Origin of the sequence: Micromonospora palomenae, assembly GCF_007829925.1 — a bacterium.
GTDB classification, from domain to species: Bacteria; Actinomycetota; Actinomycetes; order Mycobacteriales; family Micromonosporaceae; genus Micromonospora; species Micromonospora purpureochromogenes.
The window spans coordinates 372,335-393,767 of sequence record NZ_VIXA01000002.1 but is presented as its reverse complement, the minus strand read 5'-3'; the positions used below and the strand labels follow the sequence as shown (position 1 = coordinate 393,767).

Annotated in this window: 17 protein-coding genes; 5 read left to right on the top strand and 12 right to left on the bottom strand. The window is 74.8% G+C overall.

Going from position 1 to position 21,433, the window contains the following annotated elements:
- The first annotated feature begins 188 nt into the window (after positions 1-188).
- The 4 genes from FHX75_RS12720 (at position 189) to FHX75_RS12705 (ending at position 5,303) form a co-directional block, all read left to right on the top strand.
- Positions 189-3,827 carry a nitrate- and nitrite sensing domain-containing protein gene (locus tag FHX75_RS12720; RefSeq protein ID WP_154939670.1) on the top strand — a complete coding sequence of 1,213 codons (3,639 nt, stop codon included), beginning with the start codon at positions 189-191 and terminating at the stop codon, positions 3,825-3,827.
- Positions 3,824-4,228, top strand: coding sequence for a roadblock/LC7 domain-containing protein (locus tag FHX75_RS12715; protein ID WP_132186590.1), 405 nt, complete (start codon positions 3,824-3,826; stop codon positions 4,226-4,228). The genes FHX75_RS12720 and FHX75_RS12715 overlap by 4 nt, the downstream gene beginning before the upstream one ends.
- A 102-nt stretch (positions 4,229-4,330) precedes the next feature.
- Positions 4,331-4,708: a DUF742 domain-containing protein gene (locus FHX75_RS12710; RefSeq protein WP_088964879.1), complete on the top strand. Its 378-nt coding sequence runs from the start codon at positions 4,331-4,333 to the stop codon at positions 4,706-4,708.
- A 1-nt stretch (position 4,709) separates the two neighbouring features.
- Positions 4,710-5,303 (top strand): GTP-binding protein, encoded by a 594-nt coding sequence (locus FHX75_RS12705; protein WP_088964027.1) that lies wholly within the window; start codon positions 4,710-4,712, stop codon positions 5,301-5,303.
- A gap of 228 nt (positions 5,304-5,531) precedes the next feature.
- Here FHX75_RS12705 and FHX75_RS12700 read toward each other — a convergent pair whose 3' ends face one another.
- The 3 genes from FHX75_RS12700 to FHX75_RS12690 form a co-directional block, all read right to left on the bottom strand.
- Complete coding sequence (locus FHX75_RS12700; protein WP_154939668.1) at positions 5,532-6,758, bottom strand: ABC transporter substrate-binding protein; 1,227 nt, start codon at positions 6,756-6,758, stop codon at positions 5,532-5,534.
- Positions 6,759-6,890: 132 nt separating this feature from the next.
- Positions 6,891-9,500 (bottom strand): transposase, encoded by a 2,610-nt coding sequence (locus FHX75_RS12695; protein WP_154939666.1) that lies wholly within the window; start codon positions 9,498-9,500, stop codon positions 6,891-6,893.
- A gap of 41 nt (positions 9,501-9,541) precedes the next feature.
- Positions 9,542-10,492: a DNA primase gene (locus FHX75_RS12690; protein WP_154939664.1), complete on the bottom strand. Its 951-nt coding sequence runs from the start codon at positions 10,490-10,492 to the stop codon at positions 9,542-9,544.
- Between the two features lie 118 nt (positions 10,493-10,610).
- Here FHX75_RS12690 and FHX75_RS12685 point away from each other — a divergent pair, with 118 nt between their 5' ends.
- Complete coding sequence (locus tag FHX75_RS12685; protein WP_154939662.1) at positions 10,611-10,952, top strand: PadR family transcriptional regulator; 342 nt, start codon at positions 10,611-10,613, stop codon at positions 10,950-10,952.
- Positions 10,953-10,975: 23 nt separating this feature from the next.
- On the opposite strand, the gene FHX75_RS12680 is transcribed toward FHX75_RS12685, so the two are convergent.
- The 9 genes from FHX75_RS12680 to FHX75_RS12640 form a co-directional block, all read right to left on the bottom strand.
- Positions 10,976-11,647 (bottom strand): permease prefix domain 1-containing protein, encoded by a 672-nt coding sequence (locus FHX75_RS12680; RefSeq protein ID WP_154939660.1) that lies wholly within the window; start codon positions 11,645-11,647, stop codon positions 10,976-10,978.
- 58 nt (positions 11,648-11,705) lie between these two features.
- Positions 11,706-13,538: a thiol reductant ABC exporter subunit CydC gene (cydC, locus tag FHX75_RS12675; RefSeq protein WP_154939658.1), complete on the bottom strand. Its 1,833-nt coding sequence runs from the start codon at positions 13,536-13,538 to the stop codon at positions 11,706-11,708.
- Positions 13,535-15,214, bottom strand: a complete 1,680-nt coding sequence (cydD, locus tag FHX75_RS12670) for a thiol reductant ABC exporter subunit CydD (RefSeq protein WP_154939656.1) — start codon at positions 15,212-15,214, stop codon at positions 13,535-13,537. Before cydD ends, cydC begins: the two co-directional genes overlap by 4 nt.
- Entirely contained in the window at positions 15,211-16,218 is a 1,008-nt protein-coding gene (locus FHX75_RS12665) for a cytochrome d ubiquinol oxidase subunit II (RefSeq protein ID WP_154939654.1), read from the bottom strand. The genes cydD and FHX75_RS12665 overlap by 4 nt, the downstream gene beginning before the upstream one ends.
- Before the next feature lie 10 nt (positions 16,219-16,228).
- Positions 16,229-17,476, bottom strand: a complete 1,248-nt coding sequence (locus FHX75_RS12660) for a cytochrome ubiquinol oxidase subunit I (protein WP_154939652.1) — start codon at positions 17,474-17,476, stop codon at positions 16,229-16,231.
- Positions 17,477-17,661: 185 nt separating this feature from the next.
- Positions 17,662-18,567 carry a M56 family metallopeptidase gene (locus tag FHX75_RS12655; protein WP_154939650.1) on the bottom strand — a complete coding sequence of 302 codons (906 nt, stop codon included), beginning with the start codon at positions 18,565-18,567 and terminating at the stop codon, positions 17,662-17,664.
- A gap of 11 nt (positions 18,568-18,578) precedes the next feature.
- Positions 18,579-19,010 carry a BlaI/MecI/CopY family transcriptional regulator gene (locus FHX75_RS12650; RefSeq protein ID WP_154939648.1) on the bottom strand — a complete coding sequence of 144 codons (432 nt, stop codon included), beginning with the start codon at positions 19,008-19,010 and terminating at the stop codon, positions 18,579-18,581.
- A 170-nt stretch (positions 19,011-19,180) separates the two neighbouring features.
- Entirely contained in the window at positions 19,181-20,005 is an 825-nt protein-coding gene (locus FHX75_RS12645; protein WP_154939646.1) for an aldehyde dehydrogenase family protein, read from the bottom strand.
- Positions 19,998-21,428 carry an aldehyde dehydrogenase family protein gene (locus FHX75_RS12640; RefSeq protein ID WP_154939644.1) on the bottom strand — a complete coding sequence of 477 codons (1,431 nt, stop codon included), beginning with the start codon at positions 21,426-21,428 and terminating at the stop codon, positions 19,998-20,000. The genes FHX75_RS12645 and FHX75_RS12640 overlap by 8 nt, the downstream gene beginning before the upstream one ends.
- Positions 21,429-21,433 lie beyond the last annotated feature (5 nt).

The window sequence follows — 21,433 nt, the reverse complement described above, 5'->3', positions numbered from 1 at the left end:
TCGGTAACTCCGGCCAGACGGATTGCTATCAAATTGCATCAACATCTCATCACACCTTCGGCGACCGCCAACCTGGGCTTTCTCTTTCAGGGGCGGCGTGATGGAATCTCGGGGGTCCGACCCGCCGGGTCGGTCGCTGGGCGTTGCCCGGGGCAACGCGGGGACGCTGCAATCGCGAGGGCGGTGACGTGAGCAAACGGCCGAAGACGGCGGGCTCCTTCCTGTCGCGTCTACGCCGGCCGGCTGGCCGGCTCCGCGACATGCCGATCTGGTCCAAGCTCGGTCTCATCATGATCGTGCCGACCATCGCCACGGTCGTCGTGGGCACCAGTGGTCTGGTGGACCACCTGCAGACGCTCAACAATGCCAACCGGGCGGGCGACCTGGCCAACCTGGTCGGGTACTCGGGTGACCTGGTCAACAGCCTCCAGGACGAGCGCACCTCCGCCGTCCTGCTGCTGGGCGCGCCCAAGGGCCAGGCCCGGGAGCAGTACCAGGAGGCGTACAACCGGGTCAACCAGCGGGTCGAACAGGCCAAGGCGCCGTACTCGCAGCAGCGGCTGGAGATCGACGATCTCCCGGCCAGCCTCGAGACGCTGCTGGACCGGATCGACCAGGAGCTGAGCGACCTGCCCGGCACCCGCAGCCAGGTCTACAACGGCAAGCTCAGCCTCAGCGACGCGGTCGGCTCGTACCAGGGCCTGATCGAACAGCTGATCAGCGTCCGCGACTCCGCCACCCAGCTCGCCGGCGACAACGACCTGAGCGACCGGATGCGGGCCGCCGCCGCCGTCGCGCGCACCAAGGAGTTCCTGTCGCTGCGCCGCGTCGCGGGGCACCGGGTTCTCCTGCAGAAGGCCTACATCGCCCCGCTGCGCGACGACTTCATCGCCAGCCAGAAGGGCGAGCAGCTGGCGCGGCAGACCTTCCAGTCGGTCGCCAACCAGTCCGAGCGCGAGCTGTTCCAGCAGACCGTCGCCGGCTCCGACCTGCGCCAGGCGGAGGCCTACAGCGGCTTCATCAAGTCCCGCGACACCGAGAGCATCGCCGGGGTCGAGTTCGGTACGGACCAGTGGGACGCGGCCCTGGTCGCCAACGCCGCGCTGATCCGTACCGTCGAGGTCAAGCTCGACGGCAACGTGGTCCGGCAGGCCGACGAACTCCGCTCCGACGTGCAGCGCCAGGTCTTCCTGGAGACCGGCCTGCTGCTGAGCATGCTGCTGCTGGCGATCCTCTTCGCGTACCTGGTCGCCCGGTCGATGGCCCGCTCCCTGCGCGACCTGCGCCAGGGCGCCCTGTCCATCGCCCAGTACGGCCTGCCGCAGGCGGTGGCCCGGCTGCGCGACCCGCAGGTCAGCGGCCAGCTCTCCCCGGCGCAGCTGGCCAACCAGATCGCCGAGCCGCTGCCGGTGCGCAGCAAGGACGAGTTCGGCCAGGTGACCGAGGCGTTCAACGCGGTCCACCTGGAGGCGGTCCGCACCGCCGCCGAGCAGGCCGCACTGCGCTCCTCCGTCGCGACGATGTTCGTCAACCTCGCCCGCCGTTCGCAGATCCTGGTCGACCGGCTGATCGGTCACCTCGACCGGCTGGAGCGCGGCGAGGAGGACCCGGACCGCCTGGCCGAGCTGTTCCAGCTCGACCACCTGGCCACCCGGATGCGCCGCAACGACGAGAACCTGCTGGTCCTCGCCGGTGCCGACTCCACCCGGGTGCAGCGCGAGCCGGCCGCCCTGATCGACGTGCTGCGCGCCGCGCAGTCCGAGGTCGAGCACTACACCCGGATCGAGTTCGGGATCATCGACCGGGACATCGAGGTCGCCGCGCACGCGGTCAACGACATGGTGCACCTCGTCGCCGAGCTGTTCGACAACGCGACCGCGTTCTCGCCGCCGGACTCGCAGGTCATGGTCGAGGCGCGCCGCATCGGCGACCGGGCCACCCTCTACGTCGAGGACCACGGCATCGGCATCAGCCGGGAGCAGCTGGGCGACCTCAACGAGCGGCTCGCCACGCCGCCTCAGGTCGACGTCGCCGTCTCCCGGATGATGGGCCTGGTCGTGGTCGCCCGGCTGGCCTCGCGGCACGGCGTCAAGGTCGAGCTGCGTCCCGGCTCCGACCGGGGCACGGTCGCCGAGGTCACCATGCCCACCTCCGTGCTGGTCCCGCGGGCGCTCACCGGTCGCGGCCAGCCCGCCCCGGCGCTGCCCGCGGCCACGCCCGGTCCCCAGCAGTTCGGTGCGGCCCCGACCTTCGGTGCGGCCCCGGCCTTCGGCGCGCTGCCGGCGCTGGGCAACGGCCCGGCGCCGACCCCGCGTACCGGCGAGTCCGGCAACCAGGTCACCCTCGGCGGGCGGGCGTTCGACCCGGCCCCGCACAACGGCTCGCCGGCCAACGCCGGCGGGGGGCGCTCCATGCCGGCCTGGTCGGACCTGACCGGCGCCAGCGCGCTCAACGGCAACGACGGCTTCGCGCCCCGCCCCTCCAACGGGCAGCAGATCGACCCGCTGCCGCAGCGGCGGTCCGGCGACGTCGACCCGGTCACCGGCCAGCAGCCGGTGATCCCGCGGCAGCTGCCGAGCAGCCCGGAGGCCCGCCCCTACAGCGCGCCGCCGGTCCCGCCGGTCTCCGCGCCGCCGCTCCCGCCCGTCTCCGGCGCCCCGGTCTCGGGTCACCCGGTCTCGGCCTCGCCGTACTCAGGCCCGCCGGTGTCGGCCTCGCCGTACTCCGCTCCGCCGGTCTCGGCCTCGCCGTACTCCGCTCCGCCGGCCTCGCCGTACTCGGGGCACCCGGTCTCCGCCCAGCCGTACTCGGGTCAGCCCGTGTCGGCCGCCCCGGTCTCCGCCCAGCCGGCGTCCGCGCCGCCCCGGCAGAGCCCGCCGAGCCCGGCCGCCCCGCCGGCCTGGCCGCCGGTGCCGAACCAGGAGCAGGCCGCCCCGCCGGTGCCCGAGCGGCTCGCCGCGGCGCTGGACATGACCACGGAGCTGCCCCGGGTGGCGCGCCCCGAGCCGACCCAGCAGACCGCGCAGCCGTCCGCGCCGGCCACCCCGCCGGCCGTGCGGCAGCCGACCGCACAGCCCGCCGCGCCGCAGGTCCGCGCGGGGCAGCCGGCCCCGGTGAACCGGCCGCCGACTCCGCAGGAGACGGCGAACCGGCAGCGGTACGCGGACGAGACGATGGAGCTGCCGATCTTCCGGGAGCTCGAGTCGGCCTGGTTCCGTACCCGGAAGCCGGGTCCGGAGGAGGCGGCCGCCGCGGCCGCCGCCGCCAGGCCGGCGGCGAACGGAACCGCGACCCAGCAGATGCCCGCCGTCGACGCCGCCGGTCGCTCCGTCCCGAACACCGCACCACGGACGACAGGTAACGCACCGATGGCAAACACTCCGATGGCCGGAGGGGCGCCGCGCGACAACGGCTCGGCGACCAACGGCGGCGGCCGCCCCGGTCAGGCCGAGGGTCTGCCCACCCGCCGGCCCACCGCCCCGCAGTCGGCCGGCTGGCAGACCGCGGCCGACGACGGCTGGCGTGCCGCCGTGGCGGCCTCCGAGGTGCCGGTGGCGGCCACCACCGAGACCGGTCTGCCGAAGCGGACGCCGATGGCCCAGCTCGTCCCGGGCGCGGTGGAGAAGCCGACCACCTCGGTGCAGCGGCGTACGCCCGAGGCGGTGCGCGGTCTGCTCTCGGCCTACCACCGCGGCGTGCAGCGCGGGCGCAGCAACCCCTCGGACAGCAACCCCACCAGCTCGGAGGCGACTCCGGGAGGGCAGCAATCCTCGCAGTCTGGCTCCGGCCCGGCGGCCGGTAGCGGGCAGAAGGAGCAAGAAGGATGACAACTACGCAGGATCTCGGTTGGCTCCTCGCCAACTTCGCCGACCGGGTGCCCGGTGTCGCGCACGCGGTCGCCGTCTCCGCGGACGGCCTGCTCCTCGCGTCGTCACGGGACCTGCCGCGCGACCGGGCCGACCAGTTGGCCGCCATCGCCTCCGGTCTGGTCAGCCTCACCCAGGGCGCGGCCCGCTGCTTCGAGGGTGGCGCGGTGTTGCAGACCGTCGTCGAGATGGACAACGGCTTCCTGTTCCTGATGTCCATCTCCGACGGATCCTCCTTCGCGGTGCTGGCCGCCCGCAGCTCTGACGTGGGCCAGGTCGGCTACGAGATGGCCCTGCTGGTCGACCGGGTGGGCGACGCGCTGACCCCGCAGCCCCGCACGGCCGTCGGGATGATGGGCTGACCGAGCTGACCACCGGGTCGGCACGGCAGCAACGACACGACAACAACGACGGGTTCCACCGGGCGAGAGCCGGTGCCGGGTACGAAGGAGGTGAGCGGCGACATGGCCGATCGTGACGAGCCAACCGGAGCGTTGGTCCGTCCATACGCCGTGACCCGTGGTCGTACCCGTCCCCGGCTCGACATCGCCATGGAGGCGCTCGTCGAGACGACGGTGCGCGGTCGCGCCGCTGCCAGTGGCAACGGCGGCCAGGGCCGCGAACACCAGTACATCGCCGCGCTGTGTGACGGACGCGTGCAGTCGTTGGCCGAGATCGCGGCGCGAATGCAGCTTCCGTTGGGTGTGGCCCGGGTGCTCATCGCCGACATGGCGACGGATGGCCTGGTCGCGGTCCACGAGCCGACCATCCTGGACGACTCCGACGACGCGGTGGGCACTGAACTGCTGGAGAGGGTGCTGAGTGGACTTCGCAGGCTCTGACATGTCGCACCGGCCGCCGGCCCCGAGCGGGCGCGTGACGTCGGCGAAGATCGTTATCGCCGGTGGATTCGGCGTCGGCAAGACGACCTTGGTCGGCTCGGTCTCGGAGATCACGCCGCTGACCACCGAGGCCATCATGACCAGCGCGGGCGTGGGCGTCGACGACACCCGGCAGGTGCCGGGCAAGACGACGACCACGGTGGCGATGGACTTCGGCCGGATCTCGATCGACCGGGACCTGATCCTGTACCTGTTCGGTACGCCGGGCCAGACGCGGTTCTGGTTCATGTGGGACGAGCTGGTACGCGGCGCGATCGGTGCCGTCGTCCTGGTCGACACCCGCCGGCTGGCCGACTGCTTCGCGGCGATCGACTTCTTCGAGCACCGGCGGCTGCCGTACCTGGTGGCCATCAACTGCTTCGACGGGATGCAGTACCACGACCCGCAGGACGTCCGGGACGCGCTGGCAATCTCGACGGACGTGCCGGTGGTGGCCTGCGACGCCCGGAACCGGGAGTCGACCAAGCACGTGCTGATCTCGCTGGTCGAGTACGTGCTGACCATGCGTCGCTCGCGCGCGGTCGCCCCGGCCTGACCGGCCTCGACGCGCCCGGTGGCGGCTTCGGCCGACGCCGGGCGCGTCTGCGCGTCCCCGTCCGGCCGGGGCTGAACGTGTCGGCCGGGCTGCCGCCTGCTCGGTCCGGAGTGGACGCACCGACAGCCCCGAGCACGGTAGCCCCGCGCACGCCGCAGCCCCGCGCGCCGGCGGTGCCGGTGCCCGGGGCTGCGGGTGGGAGGAGGGTCGAGAGAGGCCAGGCGAGGGTCAGGAGACCCGGGCCCAGCTGCCCTGGGTGAGCTGGTAGACGCCCAGCGAGTCGCGCTCCATCCCGCCGTGCCGGATCGGCGCGAAGGCGTACCACCCGGCCATGCCCTCGGTCACCTGCGTCTGCAGGTACGCCCGCAGCCGTCCACGGTCGACGCTGCTGGCCAGCCGGGCCGCGTTGGCGATGAGCTGGAGCGCGTCGGAGGCGTACGGGGCGAAGCCGCTGAACCCGCCGTACTCGTGGATGTAGCGGAACACCAGCTCGCGTCGGGCCAGCGCGGCGGTGGTGGTGCCCATCAGGGTGGAGTCCGTCAGGCAGGTCGGGTGCACCACGTAGGCCCCCTCCACGGCGGCCGCGTTGCTGCCCTCCACGGTCTCCTCGGCGACCGCGGCCGCGTCGAAGAAGAGCGGACCGCGCCACCGGGCCCGGCGCAGGGCGCGAGCGGCGGTGCCGCTGTCCGGAGCCGCCGCCCACACCACCACGCCGTCGGGGTCACCGGCCACCGCCTCCCGGGCGGCGCGGGCGACGTCGCCGCCGGTGCGGGGCAGGCGTACGGTGCGGTCCAGCTCGACCCCGGCGGCCCGGCATGCGGCCGCCACGGCCCGGACCCCGGAGTCGCCGTGCAGGCCGTCGGCGGCCAGCAGGGCGACCCGCTCCAGCCCCCGTGAGCTGATCAGCCGGGCCAGCCGGCGGGCGACGTCCACCGCGTCCGGCGTGAGCTTGTAGATGAACGTGCGCTGCGCCAGCGGCAGGACGATGCCGTCGCCGGGCGCCAGCGAAACGAAGGGGGTCTGCAGCCGCTGGGCCACCCCGACGACCGCCATGGCGGTCTCGGTCAGCGTGGTGCCGAGCAGGGCGTGCACCCGCTCCTTGCGGATCAGGTCGGTGGCCTGCTGCGCGGCCAACCGCGGATCGCTGCGGTTGTCCCGCACCAGCACCCGTACGCTGCGGCGCTGGTTGCCCACCTGCACCCGGTCGACGTTCAGGTCCTCCAGCGTGATCCGCAGGGCACGCTCCTGGAGGACGCCGAGGGCGGCGCCCCGGCCGGTGAGCTCCAGGCTGACCCCGATCAGCAGCTCCGGGCCGCCCGGCGAGGCACTGCCGTCCGGCTCCGCCTCGTCCTGTGGCTGCGCCTGCCCGCAGGCGCTCAGCAACAGGCTGCCGGCCGTCGCAGTGAGCACTCCCCGTCGGGTGAGCACGGAGGAGTCGATTGCCGGTGTCGCCATTGGAGTCGCCTTCCCACCCCGGCGTCACCTGCCGCCGACGGTTCCGCCGGTATGCTTCCGGCCGCCCCGACCCGGCGTCAAATTAACCGGGTGTGGGCAGGAACACGCAGGTGGAAGGCGCTTTTCCCGGGCTCAGGAACGGTAACCGGCCGACCGGAACTCGTACTCGCGGTCGTCGTCGCGCTCGGCCGGATCGCGGCTGAAGTCCCAGCCGCCGGCCGACTCACGACCCGGTCGCCCGCCGACCGCGAACCCGCCGATCTCCTGGCCGCGACGCCAGCCGCGGAAGTAGCCGGTGGTGTTCTCGGCGAGGCTCGCCGCGTCGCGGACGATCCGCAGCGGACGCTCCTCGCGCAGCGGCGAACCCGGCACCAGGTTGGCCTGCGGGACCCGCTTGGGCAGGCCGGCGGAGGTCTCCGCGCCGACCGCGGGGCGAGCCGCCTGCTCGGCGGCCTGCCAACCGGTGTCGGCGGTGGTCGACCAGTCCAGCTCGGACTCCTGCTCGCTGTGGCCGACGAACCAGGCGGACCTGGCCTGCGCGAAGATCAGCAGGTCACCGTCGCCCTCGTCCGAGATCGGCGGGGGCCGGTGCTCCATCGGCGCGGGGCGGCGCTCCGCCGGCTCGGGCCGGCGCTCCGGGGCCGGCCGGTCCGCCCGGGAGGCACGCCCGGAACGGCTCGCCTCCTCGCGGTCGACCAGTCGCAGCGGGGGCGTCTCCAGGCGCGGGTCGCCGGCCGGGGCCGGACCGTCGCGCAGGGCCCGGTCCGCCAGCGGCGGCGGCTCGACCAGCCGCAGCATCGGCGGCTCCGGCGGCAGGTCGTCGGCGAGCCAGGGCGGAGTGACGCGACGCTCCGAGCCGGGGTCGGTCGGCGCGTCCACCCGCCGGCCGGCGCGCTCGCCGTACGGCGGCACGACCGGGTTGTTGGCGGAGCTGTCGGCCGGGTCCTCCGGGTTGTTGACCAGCGGCCAGTTCGCCCGGGAACCGGGCGGGGCGGACTCCGCCTCGGGGCGCGGGGTCGGCACCGGGATGCTCAGGTCAGTGGCGCTGAAGCCGCCGGTGGGCGCCGACAGCGCGCCGTTGGTCTTCGGGCGGGGCGGAATGACCGTGCGCTGCCGCTCGGCGCGGGCGCTGTTGATCGCCGCCGTGGTCAGGGTCGGCCGGAACGGCTCGCCCGCCTCGGCGGGGGGCACGTTGCCGCGCTGCGCCGGGGCGATCGGCGTGATGCCGGGCGGCGGCGGGGGCGGCGCGGAGACCGGACGGTTGGTCGGGGGGTCCCGACGGACCACCGGCATGGCGGGATCGGTGCCCCGGCGCACGGCGGGCATACCCGGATCGGTGCCCCGGCGGACCAGCGGCATGCCCTCGGTGCCCCGGCGGACCGCGGGCATGGCCGGGTCGGTGCCCCGGCGGACCGCGGGCATGGCCGGGTCGGTGCCCCGGCGGACCGCGGGCATACCCGGGTCGGTGGTGCCCCGGCGGACCAGCGGCATGCCCTCGGTGCCCCGGCGGACCGCGGGCATGCCCGGGTCGGTACGCGACGGCGGCGCCGAGGTCGGGGTGGCTGCTGCGGCGGCGGGGGTGACCGGCGCGGGCGCGACCGGTGGCGGCGCGACCGGGGCCGGTGCGACCGGCGGCGGACCGAGCGGCCGGGGGGTGGACGGCAGTGACCCGCCGGAGACCGGCTCGGGCCGGCTGCGCCGGCCGGTGGGGGTGGGGCGTTCGGGCTCGGCCGGCCGGACGGTACGCAGCCCCGTCGTGCCGCCGCCGAGGGCGGACAGCTCGCCGACCGGCTCGCCGCGCCGGGCGGCGGCCCGCCGGCCGGGTGCCGGAACAGGCGTGGTGACGCGGGCGCTGAGCGCGCCCACCAGGGCCTCGCAGCCGGCGTCGCAGGCCCGTACCGCGGCGACCGCCTGACGGACGGTCTCCGCGACGGCGGAGGTGAGCGCCCGGTTGACGGTGGCCCGGCGGGGTGTCTCGGAGATGGCCACCCGCAGGGCGGTGACCGCGGCGTCGATCTCGTCGGGGTCGGCCACGCCGTCGGCGGCCAGGTGCGCGGCCACCGCCTCGGCGGCGACCGAGACGTCGCGGCCCTGGGTGCCACCGAGCATGCCGGGCTCGGGGAGGGCGTCGAGCACGGCGAGCGACACCGGCTCGGCCGGGTCCGGGTACGCCCGGAGGGCGGCCGGGTAGAGCTCGCGCAGCACCTCGCGCAGCGCCACGGCGGCCGAGTGGCGACCGGTGGACAGGGCGGCGTGCGCCGCCAGGACCTGCTTGAAGCCAGCCAGGTCCCGGGGTGCCGGCAGGGTGACCGCGGAGAGCGCCCCGGCCTGCAGGGCGCGGGCCAGGCCCACCGCCCGCCGCTCGGCCGGCGGCGACTGCATCTCCTCCAGGGAGTCGTCGTCGGCGAAGCGCTCGGCGAAGTCGTCGACCGAGTCGTCGTCGGCGATCGCGAGTGGACGCCCGGCGGCGCTCAGCAGCGAGGTGACCGTGTGGTCGTCGCTGTCGGCCGCGATCGCCACGCCACTCGGTCCGCCCGACCGCTCCACGAGCAGCGCGACCAGCTGGGCGTAGCCCGTCGGGTCGTCACCGATCTCGCAGACATGCAGCAGCCGGCCTGCGTCGTCGACCACAGCGGACGTCAGCGACGATCCGGCCGATGCCGGTCGGTCGGCCGGATCCGCCGAGGCCAGACCGCAGTACACGCGCACGAGCGCCACGGCGTCGTCCTCCTCCCGGGACACAGGTCTTTTCTCTGCCAGAGACTGATGCTCCCCGCTCGGGGTCAGTCGCGCCAGTCCACGACAGCAGAGATCTTGCCGACAATGGTGCGCCAACCCAAGCTTGCGGTTTGTGCCCCGATTTTCTTGAGCCGCCGCCGGCCGAGGAAACCACCGATTCCGCCGTTGACAGTTGCCCTCAGCGCCTCGTCCAGGTCGTCCAGGCTGGAGCCGGCGGAGAGCATGTCGAGCACCGCGGGTAGCCGCAGCGCGTACGACAGGTCACGGGCCACCTCACCGGCCTCGATCAGCAGCGTCGGGTCCCACGTGTCGTGCCCGCCGCGCAGGTTCTCCACTACCAGGTCCAGCTCGTACGTGTCCTCGTCGAGCGGCGCGATGTCGGCCGGTTCCACCCGTTCGGACAGTTCATTCCAGCTGTCCAGTTGGGACATGTCGTTGGGCGCGCCGGAACGGATGAAACTGACCAGCGCCTCGGGGGTCTTGAAGATCAGCAGCCGCCCCTTGTGGGTGAGGAAGACCGGCACCTCCTCGTCGGCCGCCGCGTCCTGCTCGTCCTCCTCCTCCGCCTCGGACTCCTCGTCCTCGGCGTCGGCCTTGCGCTTGCGACCCGCGGGCCGGCCGGCCTCCTCGTCCTCCTCGGCGGAGAGCGCGGCGAACTCCTCGTCGAGGATCACCACCTCCTCGTCCTCGGCGTCCTCGGCCTCCACGACCTGGCGGCGGGCGAGGAACGGGTCGTCCTCGTCGCGCTCGGCGACGTCGGTCGGGGTCAGCTCCCGGGCCGGCCGGTACGCGCGCAGCGTGAAACCGGTGCCGGCGGGGAGAGCGATCTCCACCGGGTCGATCCGCAGCTCGTCCCAGAGGGAACGGTCGGCCGAGCCGCGCTCCACCTCGGGCTCGACCGGCCCGTCGGTGGCGTCGAGCTCGGGCTCGTCGGCGTCGGGCCGTTGGGGCGACTGGCGGGCCACACTGACCTCCGGGTGCGTCGGGTTGCCCACTCGCCGACACTTCCGGTCGGCTAGTGACTCTGGGCACATACCCTAGTGGTCAGCCCGGCGGGACCGGACCCCGCACCCCGCTGGCGATCCGCACGGCTGACAAGTAGCGTTACTACGTATGAGGGCTCAGGCGCTGCACGGACACCTCGACGCGCTGCTGCTCGCGGTGCTGGAGCAGGGCGCACTGCACGGCTACGCCATCATCGAGGCGCTGCGGGCCCGCAGCGACGGCAACCTCGATCTGCCCACCGGCACCATCTACCCGGCCCTGCGTCGCCTGGAGCGGGCCGGGCACGTGGCCAGCTCGTGGAGCACCGTCAGCGGCCGGGAGCGGCGCACGTACGAGCTGACCGACTCCGGCCGCCGGGCGCTGGCCGGCGAGCGGGCCGGCTGGCGCGAGTTCAGCGCGACGGTCGGCCGCTTCCTCGGCCCCGACACGCCCCCCACCGCCCCGGCCTGACCGCGACCCCTCGCCCTCGTGCGTCAGTGGGCGGCGCGCAGCCAGCAGCGGGCGGCCCGGGCGAGGGAGAAGTAGCCCGCGCCGACCAGCACCGCACCGACGATCATCGGGGGCCAGGTCAGGGCGGCGTCCCAGAGCTGCACCGACCAGGCGAACAGGGCGACCCCGACGACCGCGCCGAGCGCCAGCGCGCCGGTCAGGCCCAGCCCCACCAGCCGGCCGGCCACCGGCACCCCGGCCCGACCGCGTCGCGCCGCGCCCGCCCCGAGCACCAGCGCGGCCAGGGCGAAGCCGGCCACGCCCAGCCACACCCAGTTCACCGAGGCGGAGAGCAGTTGGTAGCCGGCGGGCGGTGGCGGGCCGCCGCTCCAGCTGGAACCCCGCCAGGTGAGGTCGCCGGCGACCAGCAGGACCAGGGCCACCGCGAACGCCCGTACCGACAGCCCGCGCAGCGCTGCCGCCGCCAGTTCCGCCTGGTAGGCGGGCGCCAGCTGGGCCGGCGCGCCAAACTCGGCCACCGCGCGCCGCTCGGCCTCCGCCGCCGACAGCCCACCCTCCCGGTACGCCTCGGCGGCGTCGTCCAGCGCGTCCCGCAGCTCGACCATCAGCTCCGCCTTGAGCCGGGCCGGCCCGCGCAGCCGGTCGTCCAGCTCGCGCAGCCGGTCCGCCACCCGTACGTCTTCGCAGCCCCGCATGGAGCCACCCTGTCACGTGGACGGGGCGGCCGCGTCGGGGAGATTCCCGGAACCGGGCTCAGGGGGCCAGGGCGAGGTATCCCCGCTCGGCCGCCGCCTGGAGCAGCCACTGGTCGCGGTACCAGCCGGGGGTGACCATCAGCTCGGCGTGCCGGCCGCGCTGGACCACCCGTCCGGCGTCCAGCACCACGATCTCGTCCAGCCCGTCGAGACCGCTGAGCCGGTGGCTGATCAGCAGCACCGTGTGCCCGGCCGGGGTGGCGGCCAGCGCGGAGGCGAGCACCGCGTCGGCGGCGGCCGGATCGAGCCCTTCGGTGGGCTCGTCCAGCACCAGCACGGCCGGGGCGGCGAGCAACGCCCGGGCCAGGGCGAGCCGCTGCCGCTGCCCGCCGGAGAGCTGACCGCCCTCCTCGCCGACCACCGTGTCCCAGCCGTCCGGTTGCTCGCGTACCCAGTCGAGCAGGCCGGCGGCCCGGGTGGCGGCGGCCAGCTCCTCCTCACCGGCGGCGGGCCGGCCGAGCAGCAGGTTGTCCCGGACGGAGGCGTGGAAGACGTACGCCTCGGCGAGCAGCCCGCCGATGGCCCGGGGCAGTTCCTCGGCCGGGTACGCCGACAGGTCCACCCCGTCCAGGGTGACCCGGCCCGCGTCGGGGTGCACCGCGCCGGTGAGCACGGCGGCCAGGGTGCTCTTGCCGGCGCCGCTCGGGCCGACCACGGCGACCCGGCGGCCGGCCGGGAGGTCCAGGTCGACGCCGTCCAGGGCCGGAGCGGCGCCCTCCCGGTAGCGCACGGTCACCCCGTCGAACCGCACGTCGTGCCCGGCCCGGGCGGCCACCGTCGCCCCGCCGTCGGGAGCGGTCGGTGCCGGCGGGGTGTCGAGCAGCGTGGCGACCCGGTCGAGGTCGGCGCGGAGCTGGGTGCGCTGCCGGGCCGCGCCGACCAGGGCCAGCGCGATCTCCACCGCCGCCAGGGTGCCGACGGCCAGCACGCCGACCAGCACCCCGTCGACTCCGGCGCGCAGCGCGGCGAGCACCACGCCGGCGGCGGTCAGCCCGGCGACCAGCACCCCGGCCGCGTCGACGGCGAACCCGGTCCGGGCGAGCCGGCGTTCCAGCCGGGCCAGCCGGTCGGCGCGATCGGTGGCGGCCCGCAGCGCGTACCCGGTGGCGCCGAAGGCGGCCAGGTCGGCGGCGCCGTGGGTGAGGTCGACGGCGTCGGTGGCGAGTGCCCCGCGCAGCGGCGCGACCTCGTCGGCGGCCCGCCGGGTCAGCGCGGTGGCCAGCACGGGCAGCGCGACCCCGGCGACCAGCAGGCCCACCGCGAGCACCCCGGCCGCGGGCGGCGAGACCAGCGCGGCCCCGCCGACGGCCAGCAGGCTCACCAGCGCGGCGGCGGCCCCGGGGACGAGCACCCGCAGCAGCAGGTCCTGGACGGCCTCCACGTCGGAGACGAGCCGGCTCAGCGCGTCCCCGGACCGCTGTTCGGCGGGCCCCCGGCGGGCGGCGAGGGTGGCGAAGACCCGGGCCCGCACGTCGGTGATCATCCGGAGCACGGCGTCGTGACCGGCGAGTCGTTCGGTGTAGCGGAAGACGCCCCGGCTGATGGCGAGCGCCCGGACGGCGACGATGGCCACGGTGAGCCGGTCCAGCGGTGGCCGGCCGGCAGCGCTCATCAGCAGCCAGGTGGCGGTGGCCATCAGCGCCAGTCCGGCGAACTCCGTCGCCGCGGCGAGCAGCCCCGCGCCGACCAGCCGGCCCAGGTACGGCCGGGCCAGCCGCAGCACGGCGCGCTCCGCGCCTGTGTGCGCGGCCGGGGCCGGTGGTGGCGGCAGCTCCGCCGGGGTCGGGCCGCCGGTGTCGCGGCCCTCCGGGTGGACTCCTCCGGTGGTCATCGGGTCGCCTCCCCGGCGGGGATCGGGGTCAGCTCGGTGACCCGGCCGTCCTCGATCCGGAGGATCCGGTCGGCGTCCGCCAGCAGCGCGGGCCGGTGCGCGACCAGCAGCGCGGTACGCCCCGCGACGAGTCGCCGGGTCGCGGCCAGCACCACCGCCTCGCTGGCGCTGTCCAGCCGGGCGGTCGGCTCGTCGAGGAGCACCAGCGGGGCGTCCCGGAGGAAGGCCCGGGCCAGCGCGACCCGCTGCCGCTGCCCGCTGGACAGGCCGTGCCCGCGCTCGCCCAACGTGGTGGCCAGCCCGTCGGGCAGGTCCGCGACCACGTCCTGGAGCGCGGCGTCGGCGACCGCCGTGGCGAGCGCCGCGTCCGGGGTGTCGGGGGCGCCGAGGCGGATGTTGTCGGCGAGCGAGGCGGCGAAGAGGTGCGCCCGCTGCGGCACCCACGCGACCTGCCGGCGCCAGGCGTCCCGGTCGACCTCGGCCAGGTCGACGCCGTCGACGGTGACCCGGCCGGAGGTGGGGGTGACGAAGCCGAGCAGCAGGCCGAGCAGGGTGCTCTTGCCGGCGCCGCTCGGCCCGATGACCGCGATCCGCTCGCCGGGCCGGATGGTCAGGTTGACCTCGCGCAGCGCGGTGGTCCGCTCGTACGCCACGGTCACGTCGGTGAAGCGGATCTCGCCGTGGCCGTCCGGCGCCGGGGCCGGCTCGGCGGGAGGCGCGGCGGCGGCTGGGGCGGCGGAGACGGTCAGCGCCTCGTCCAGCGCGGTGAGCCCCTCCATGCTGGCGTGGAACTTGCTGCCGGCCGCCCGCAGCGGCAGGTACGCCTCCGGGGTGAGCAGCAGCACCAGCAGCGCGGTGGAGAGGGTGATCCCGCCGCTGAGCAGCCGGATGCCGACCGGCACCGCGACCAGCGCCACCGACAGGGTGGCGACCAGCTCCAGCACCAGCGCGGAGAGGAAGGCGATCCGCAGGGTCTTCATGGTGGCGACCCGGTGCCCGTCGGCCATCCGGCGTACCACGTCGGTCTGGGCCCGGGCCCGGCCGAAGGTGCGCAGCGTGGGGAGCCCGGCGACCATGTCGAGGAAGTGCCCGCCGAGCAGCGACAGCCGTCGCCACTGGCGTTCGGTGGCGGCCTGCGCCTGCCAGCCGAGCAGCGCGCCGAAGACCGGGATCAGCGGGATGGTCAGCGCGATGATCAGCGCCGAGCCCCAGTCGGCCAGGACCAGCCGGGCCAGCACGGCCAGCGGCACGGTCACGCTGAGCACGAGCTGCGGGAGGTAGCCGGTGAAGTAGGCGTCCAGCGCGTCCAGGCCGCGGCCGGTGAGGGTGGCGAGCTGACCGGCGCGCTGCCCGGCGACCCAGCCGGGCCCGTGCCGGCCGACGGCGGCGAGCAGGTCGGCGCGGAGCGTCGCCTTCACGGTGGCCGCCGCCCGCGCCGCGACGGTGCCCTGCGCCCCGGCGACCAGTGCGCGTGCGCCGACGGCGGTGACGAAACCGGCCAGCGCCACCGTGTCGAGCCGGCCGCCGATCGCGGTGGCCAGCAACGCCGCCAGCGCGGTGGCCTGCGCCACGACCAGCAGCGCGGTGAGCCCGCCGAGGACCGCGAGCACGGCGAGGTCGCGCCGGGCCGCGGGGACCCGACGCAGCAGACGCGGGTCGAAGGGACGGCGGTTCACCAGTACACCGGTGCCCTGCCGTCGGTCCGTCCCCGGAAAACCCACCAGCACATCGCCTGGAAGCCTAGTAGGGCCGGCAGGAGCGGCAGCGCCAGCCAGCCCAGCAGCCGCAACGTCGGGCCGCTGGCCGCCGCGTCGGTGACGCCGAGCGAGGCGGCCGGGTCGACCGTGGAGACCAGCACCGAGGGCCACAGGGTCGCCCCGACCAGCGCCACCGGCAGCGCCAGCGCCACGCCGGTGGCGGCGAAGGCCACGCCGGGCCGTCCCCGGCGCAGCGCCGCCCGCGCCACCAGCAGCGCCGCGACCAGCGACAACGGCAGGAGTACGGCGAACAGCGGGCGCGCCGCGGCGGCGCGTACCCGCTCGGAGAGCAGGCCCAGGACGGTGGCCGCGGCGACCGCGGCGAGCGCCACCGGGACCAGCCGGCGGGCCAGCCGGCCGACCACCGCGGCGTCGGCGGCCGGCAGCCGGAGGGTGAGGAACGTCGCACCGTGCACGGCGACCAGGGCGAGCATCGCGAGCGCGGCGGCGGCGGCGAACGGGGTGGCCAGGTGGGTCACCCCGGCGACGTGGCCGTCGGCGTGCCGGGGTACGCCCTGGAGCAGCCCGCCGAGCAGCGCGCCCCAGCCCAGCGCGGCGAGCGCGCTCCCGGCGACCACCACCCGGTCCCAGCGGGCCCGGGTCGCCTCGGCCGTGGGCCGGCTGCGCAGCTGCACCCCGGCGGTCACCAGGATCACCCCGACCAGCGCCCCGACCACGGCCGGGTAGAAGCCGGAGAGCAGCTCGCCCTCCAGCGTGGGGAAGGCGCCGAAGAGGATGCCGACGGCGGCGACCAGCCACACCTCGTTGCCGAGGAAGAACGGGCCGAGCGCGGTGAGCGCCGCGCGCCGGCGGGCCGGGTCGGTGCCCCGGGCCAGCAGCAGCCCGACGCCGTAGTCGTAGCCGCCGAGGACCAGGTACGTGGCGAAGAAGAGCCCGAGCAGGGCGTACCAGGCGAGTTCCACGGTCGTCTCCTCAGGCGAAGGCGGGTTCGGGGCGGGCGTCGTCGTGGGCGCCGGGCGGGCGGCCGAGCGCGGGGTCGGCGGCGCCCCGGGCGGCGTGCCGGGCGAGCAGCGTCCAGTTGGTGACGGCGAGGGCACCGAGCAGCAGGCTGAAGCCGATCAGGGAGGCGAGCATCAACCCGGCGTCCACCCCGGAGACGGCCTGCTCGGTGGGGAGCAGCCCGTACGCCACCCAGGGCTGGCGGCCGACCTCGCGGGCGATCCAGCCCAGGATCACCGCGACGAAGGGCAGCGGCAGGGCGAACAGGATCAGCCAGAGCGGGAAGCGCAGCCGGATGACCCAGTCCCGCCAGAGCAGCGGCAGCAGCAACCAGACGCAGCCGAGGGTGAAGCCGATCAGGATCATGAAGCCGAGGCCCACGCTGGAGAGGACCGGCGGGCTGTAGTCGCCGGGGCCGAAGCGGGCGGTCCACTCGGCGACCAGCGCGTCGGCCTCCGGTCCGCCGCCGAACTTGGTCGGCTGCGCCTGCCCGACCGGCCCGAACTGGGCGAAACCGAAGCCCTGCACCAGGGTCACCGCGACGGCGGCGGTGACCAGCCCGATCCGCAGCGAGGTGCGGAACAGCGCGAAGTCCGGCGTACGGCGGATCAGGTGCCAGGCGCTGACGGCGGCCATCAGCACCCCGCCGGTGAGCAGCGCGGCGGCGACCACGTGCCCGAACGCCATGCCGAGGGTCGGGTTGGTCAGCAGCGCGGTGAAGTCGGTGAGGTGGGCGATGCCGTCGCGCAGCTCGTAGCCGACCGGGTTCTGCAACCAGGAGTTGGCCACCATGATCCAGAAGGCGGAGGCGTACGCGGTCAGCGCGACGCCCCAGAGCAGCGCGAGGTGCACCCCGCGGCGCAGCCGGTGCCAGCCGAAGATCCACATGCCGAGGAACGTGGACTCCAGGAAGAACGCCACCAGCGTCTCGATCGCCAGCGGCGCCCCGAAGACGTTGCCGACGTAGCGCGACAGGCCGCTCCAGTTCAGCCCGAACTGGAACTCCATCACGATGCCGGTGGCGATGCCGAGCACGTAGTTGATCACGTAGAGCTGGCCCCAGAAGCGGGTCAGGCGCTCCCAGGCCGGGTTGCCGGTGAGGAACCAGGCCGTCTGCAGACCCACCAACAGCGTGACCAGGCCGAGGGTGACCACCACGAAGAGGAAGTGGATCGAGGTGGTGGTGGCGAACTGCAGGCGCGCGAGGAGCAGGGTGTCCATGACCGCTCTCCAGGGGTTGGCTCGCTTGTCGTAGCGATCCTACACGTAGTTTCTCTACGCATCCCTACTACGCATCGTCGTAGACGAGGTTACGACAGCCTGTAGTAGATGCGCTGCCCGAACCGGCCTGAAGAGGTGGGGCAGGGACGGCGAACGTCCGGCTCAGCCGGAGAGGGGAGCCGGAATCAGCTGAGGAAGAGGGAGACCGGCAGCGCGACCAGGGTGGTCGCCACCGCCAGCGCGGCGGCCCCGATCAGGCGGGGCGGGCGGTCGGCCACCATCAGCCGCTGCACCCGGGCGTCCAGGTCGCGGTCACCCATGCCCAGCGCCCCGGCCGGGGTGATCCGGTCGCCGCAGGCCGCGAAGCGGCGTAGCGCGCCCGCCAGCGGCGCCTCGGCGTGCAGTTCGCGGGCCTTGTCGTCGGCGCGCATCTCGACCAGCAGGGCGACCCGCTCGTGCGCGTCGCGTACCCAGCGGAACCAGGGCAGCGCGCGGCAGAGCGCGGTGAACGGCAGCAGCACCAGGTCGTGCCGCTCCTGCGCGTGCGCCCGCTCGTGGGTGAGCACCGCCGCCAGCTCGGCCCGGTCGAGCAGGCTCAACGTGCCGGCGCTGACCACCACGCGGGGCTTCACCCCGGGCAGGCAGTACGCCGCCGCGCTCGGGTGGTCCAGCACCAGCGCGCCGGGCACGGTGGGATCCCGGCGGGCGACCAGGGTGAGCAGGTCACGGTGGCGGCGCTGCGCGCGGACGCTGGCGTGGATGCTGCGGACGGTCGTGGTGAGCAGGACGGCGCCGATGCCGAAGCCGACGCCGACCAGCCCGAGGTGCACGGCGCCCAGCCCGGCCGGGAGCGTGCCGTGGCTCAGGTCGGTGGCCAGGGCGAGCAGGGCGCTGCCGGTCGGCCGGTCGTACGGGGCCAGGCCGAGCGCCATCGGCAGGCCCATCGCGGAGAGGCCGAGCGCCAGCCCGACCGCCTGCCAGCAGACGATCGCGACCCGGGGGGCGCGCCACGTCCAGGTGGACCCGGCGAGGACCTGCGCGGTCAGGTAGCAGGCCAGCATCGACGCGGCGAAGTGCACGGCGAAGGCCACGGCTGTCGCCCCTACCTGTCCGTGGCCTCGTCGGCCAGCCTGGCCCGACCGGCCCGCGGGTCCTCGACCCGATCGGTCAGCCCGGCCTCGGCGCCCAGCGCCGCGCGGAGCACGTCCGCCTCCGTGCCGGTGACCGAGCGCGCGAAGCGGACCAGCGCCGCGTCCCGGCTGCCGCCGAGGTCCAGCGCGTCGAGCATGAGCTGGGCGATGTGCGCCTCGCGGCTGGCCGCGGCCCGGTACCGCCAGGCCCGCCCCTCCCGCTCGCGCTGCACCATGCCCTTGCCGGCGAGCCGGTCCAGCACGGTCATCACCGTGGTGTACGCCAGCTCACGGCCGTCGAGAGCGTCGGCGACCTCGCGCACGGTCACTCCGTCCGACGTGGCGGGGACCGAGTCCCACAGCACGTCCATCACCGCACGTTCGAGATCACCCAGCCGAGTCACCCCCCAATCCTACCCCCCGTAGTAGAACCTTCCCAGGGCAGGAGTCGCGAGCTGAACATCCCCGCGGGCCCGGCAGGCCGAGGTTTTCGGGGGAGCCCCACCCGCGCAGGGATCAAGCCTGACCGCCCGGAGCGGGTGGGGCTCCCCCGAAACCCCACCCGGACCCGCGATCACACCCCCTTGGGGTGCCAGACCGTCTTCGTCTCCAGCAGCGTGGTCATCCGGGTGATGCCCGGGTCGGCGGTCCAGTCGTGCCCCGCCGGGGCGGGACGCAGCACCCGCTTGAGGTTCTGCGCCGCCTTGACCTCCAGCTCCGCCGCCAGCTCGGCGTCGGTCACGCCGCTCAGGTCGAGGGCGTTGACGTCCATGTGCGCGGCCAGCGTCGGGACGGTCTCGGTGATCTTGCCGGTGAGCAGGTTGACCACCCCGCCGGGCAGGTCGGACGTGGCCAGCACCTCGGCCAGGGTCACCGCCGCGAGGGGCTGCGTCGGCGAGGTCGCCACCACCACCGTGTTGCCGGTGACGATCGCCGGGGCGATCACGCTGACCAGGCCGAGCAGCGCCGGCGACTCGGGGGCCACCACGGCCACCACGCCGGTCGGCTCGGGCGCGGACAGGTTGAAGTACGGGCCGGCGACCGGGTTGGCCCCGCCGTACACCTGGGGGAGCTTGTCGGACCAGCCGGCGTACCAGACCCAGCGGTCGACCGCCGCGTCCACCTCGTCGCCCGGCACGCCCAGCGCGACGAACTGCTCGCGCCGGCCCTCCAGCATCTCGGCGACCCGGTAGAGGATCTGACCCCGGTTGTACGCCGTCGCCCCGGCCCACCCCTTCACGGCGGCGCGGGCGGCGAGCACCGCGTCCCGGGCGTCCTTGCGGGAGGCCAACGACACATTCGCGTCCTGCACGAGATACGACCGCCCCGACTCGCTGCGTGGGAACTTCCCGCCGATGAAGAGCTTGTACGTCTTGCGTACCGCGACCCGCTCAGACATTGAGGTAGCCCTCCAGCCCGTGCCGGCCGCCCTCGCGACCGTAGCCCGACTCCTTGTAGCCGCCGAACGGCGAGGTGGGGTCGAACTTGTTGAACGTGTTGGCCCAGACCACGCCGGCACGGAGCCGGTCGGCCATCCAGAGGATCCGGGAGCCCTTGTCGGTCCAGATCCCGGCCGACAGCCCGTACGGGGTGTTGTTGGCCTTCTCGACGGCCTCGGCCGGGGTGCGGAAGGTCAGCACGGACAGCACCGGCCCGAAGATCTCCTCGCGGGCGATCCGGTGCGCCTGGGTGACCCCGGTGAAGATGGTCGGCGCGAACCAGAAGCCCCGCTCGGGCAGCTCGCACGGCGGCGACCAGCGCTCGGCGCCCTCGGCCGACCCGGCGTCGGAGAGTTCGCGGATCCGCTCCAGCTGGGCGGCGGAGTTGATCGCGCCGATGTCGGTGTTCTTGTCCAGCGGGTCGCCGACGCGCAGCTGCGCCATCCGGCGCTTCAGCGAATCCAGCACCCGGTCGGCGACGTTCTCCTGGATCAGCAGCCGGGAGCCGGCGCAGCAGACGTGCCCCTGGTTGAAGAAGATGCCGTTGACGATCCCCTCGACCGCCTGGTCGACCGGGGCGTCGTCGAAGACGATGTTGGCGGCCTTGCCGCCCAGCTCCAGGGTGAGCTTCTTGCGGGTGCCGGCGACCGAGCGGGCGATCGCCCGGCCGACCTCGGTCGAGCCGGTGAAGGCCACCTTGTCCACGCCGGCGTGCTCGACCAGCGCCCGGCCGGTCTCGCCGGCGCCGGTGACGATGTTGACCACGCCGGCCGGCAGTTCGGCCTGCTGGCAGATCTCGGCGAAGAGCAGCGCGGTCAGCGGGGTGGTCTCGGCCGGCTTGAGCACCACCGTGTTGCCGGCGGCCAGCGCCGGGGCGATCTTCCAGGCCAGCATCAGCAGCGGGAAGTTCCACGGGATGACCTGCGCGGCGACGCCGACCGGCTTCGGGTCCGGCCCGAAGCCGGCGTACGGGAGCTTGTCGGCCCAGCCGGCGTAGTAGAAGAAGTGCGCGGCGACCAGGGGCAGGTCGACGTCGCGGGACTCCTTGATCGGCTTGCCGTTGTCCAGCGACTCCAGCACGGCCAGCTCGCGGGAGCGCTCCTGGATGATCCGGGCGATCCGGTACAGGTACTTGGCCCGGTCCCGGCCCGGCATCGGGCCCCAGACCTTCTCGTACGCGGCCCGGGCGGCGCGGACCGCGCGGTCCACGTCCTGCGCGCCGGCCTCGGCGACCTCGGCCAGGACCTCCTCGGAGGCCGGGTTGATCGACTTGAAGGTGCCGCCGTCGGTCGGGTCGACGAACTCGCCGTCGACGAAGAGCCCGTAGGAGGCTTTCAGGTCCACCACCGAGCGGGACTCGGGGGCGGGAGCGTATTCGAACATCACTC

Bases quoted from the DNA above. Each gene is read 5' to 3' on its own strand.
- FHX75_RS12715 (WP_132186590.1), top strand. From the start codon at position 3,824: ATGACAACTACGCAGGATCTCGGTTGGCTCCTCGCCAACTTCGCCGAC.
- FHX75_RS12710 (WP_088964879.1), top strand. From the start codon at position 4,331: ATGGCCGATCGTGACGAGCCAACCGGAGCGTTGGTCCGTCCATACGCC.
- FHX75_RS12705 (WP_088964027.1), top strand. From the start codon at position 4,710: ATGTCGCACCGGCCGCCGGCCCCGAGCGGGCGCGTGACGTCGGCGAAG.
- FHX75_RS12700 (WP_154939668.1), bottom strand. From the start codon at position 6,758: ATGGCGACACCGGCAATCGACTCCTCCGTGCTCACCCGACGGGGAGTG.
- FHX75_RS12685 (WP_154939662.1), top strand. From the start codon at position 10,611: ATGAGGGCTCAGGCGCTGCACGGACACCTCGACGCGCTGCTGCTCGCG.
- FHX75_RS12680 (WP_154939660.1), bottom strand. From the start codon at position 11,647: ATGCGGGGCTGCGAAGACGTACGGGTGGCGGACCGGCTGCGCGAGCTG.
- cydC (WP_154939658.1), bottom strand. From the start codon at position 13,538: ATGACCACCGGAGGAGTCCACCCGGAGGGCCGCGACACCGGCGGCCCG.
- FHX75_RS12660 (WP_154939652.1), bottom strand. From the start codon at position 17,476: ATGGACACCCTGCTCCTCGCGCGCCTGCAGTTCGCCACCACCACCTCG.
- FHX75_RS12645 (WP_154939646.1), bottom strand. From the start codon at position 20,005: ATGTCTGAGCGGGTCGCGGTACGCAAGACGTACAAGCTCTTCATCGGC.
- FHX75_RS12640 (WP_154939644.1), bottom strand. From the start codon at position 21,428: ATGTTCGAATACGCTCCCGCCCCCGAGTCCCGCTCGGTGGTGGACCTG.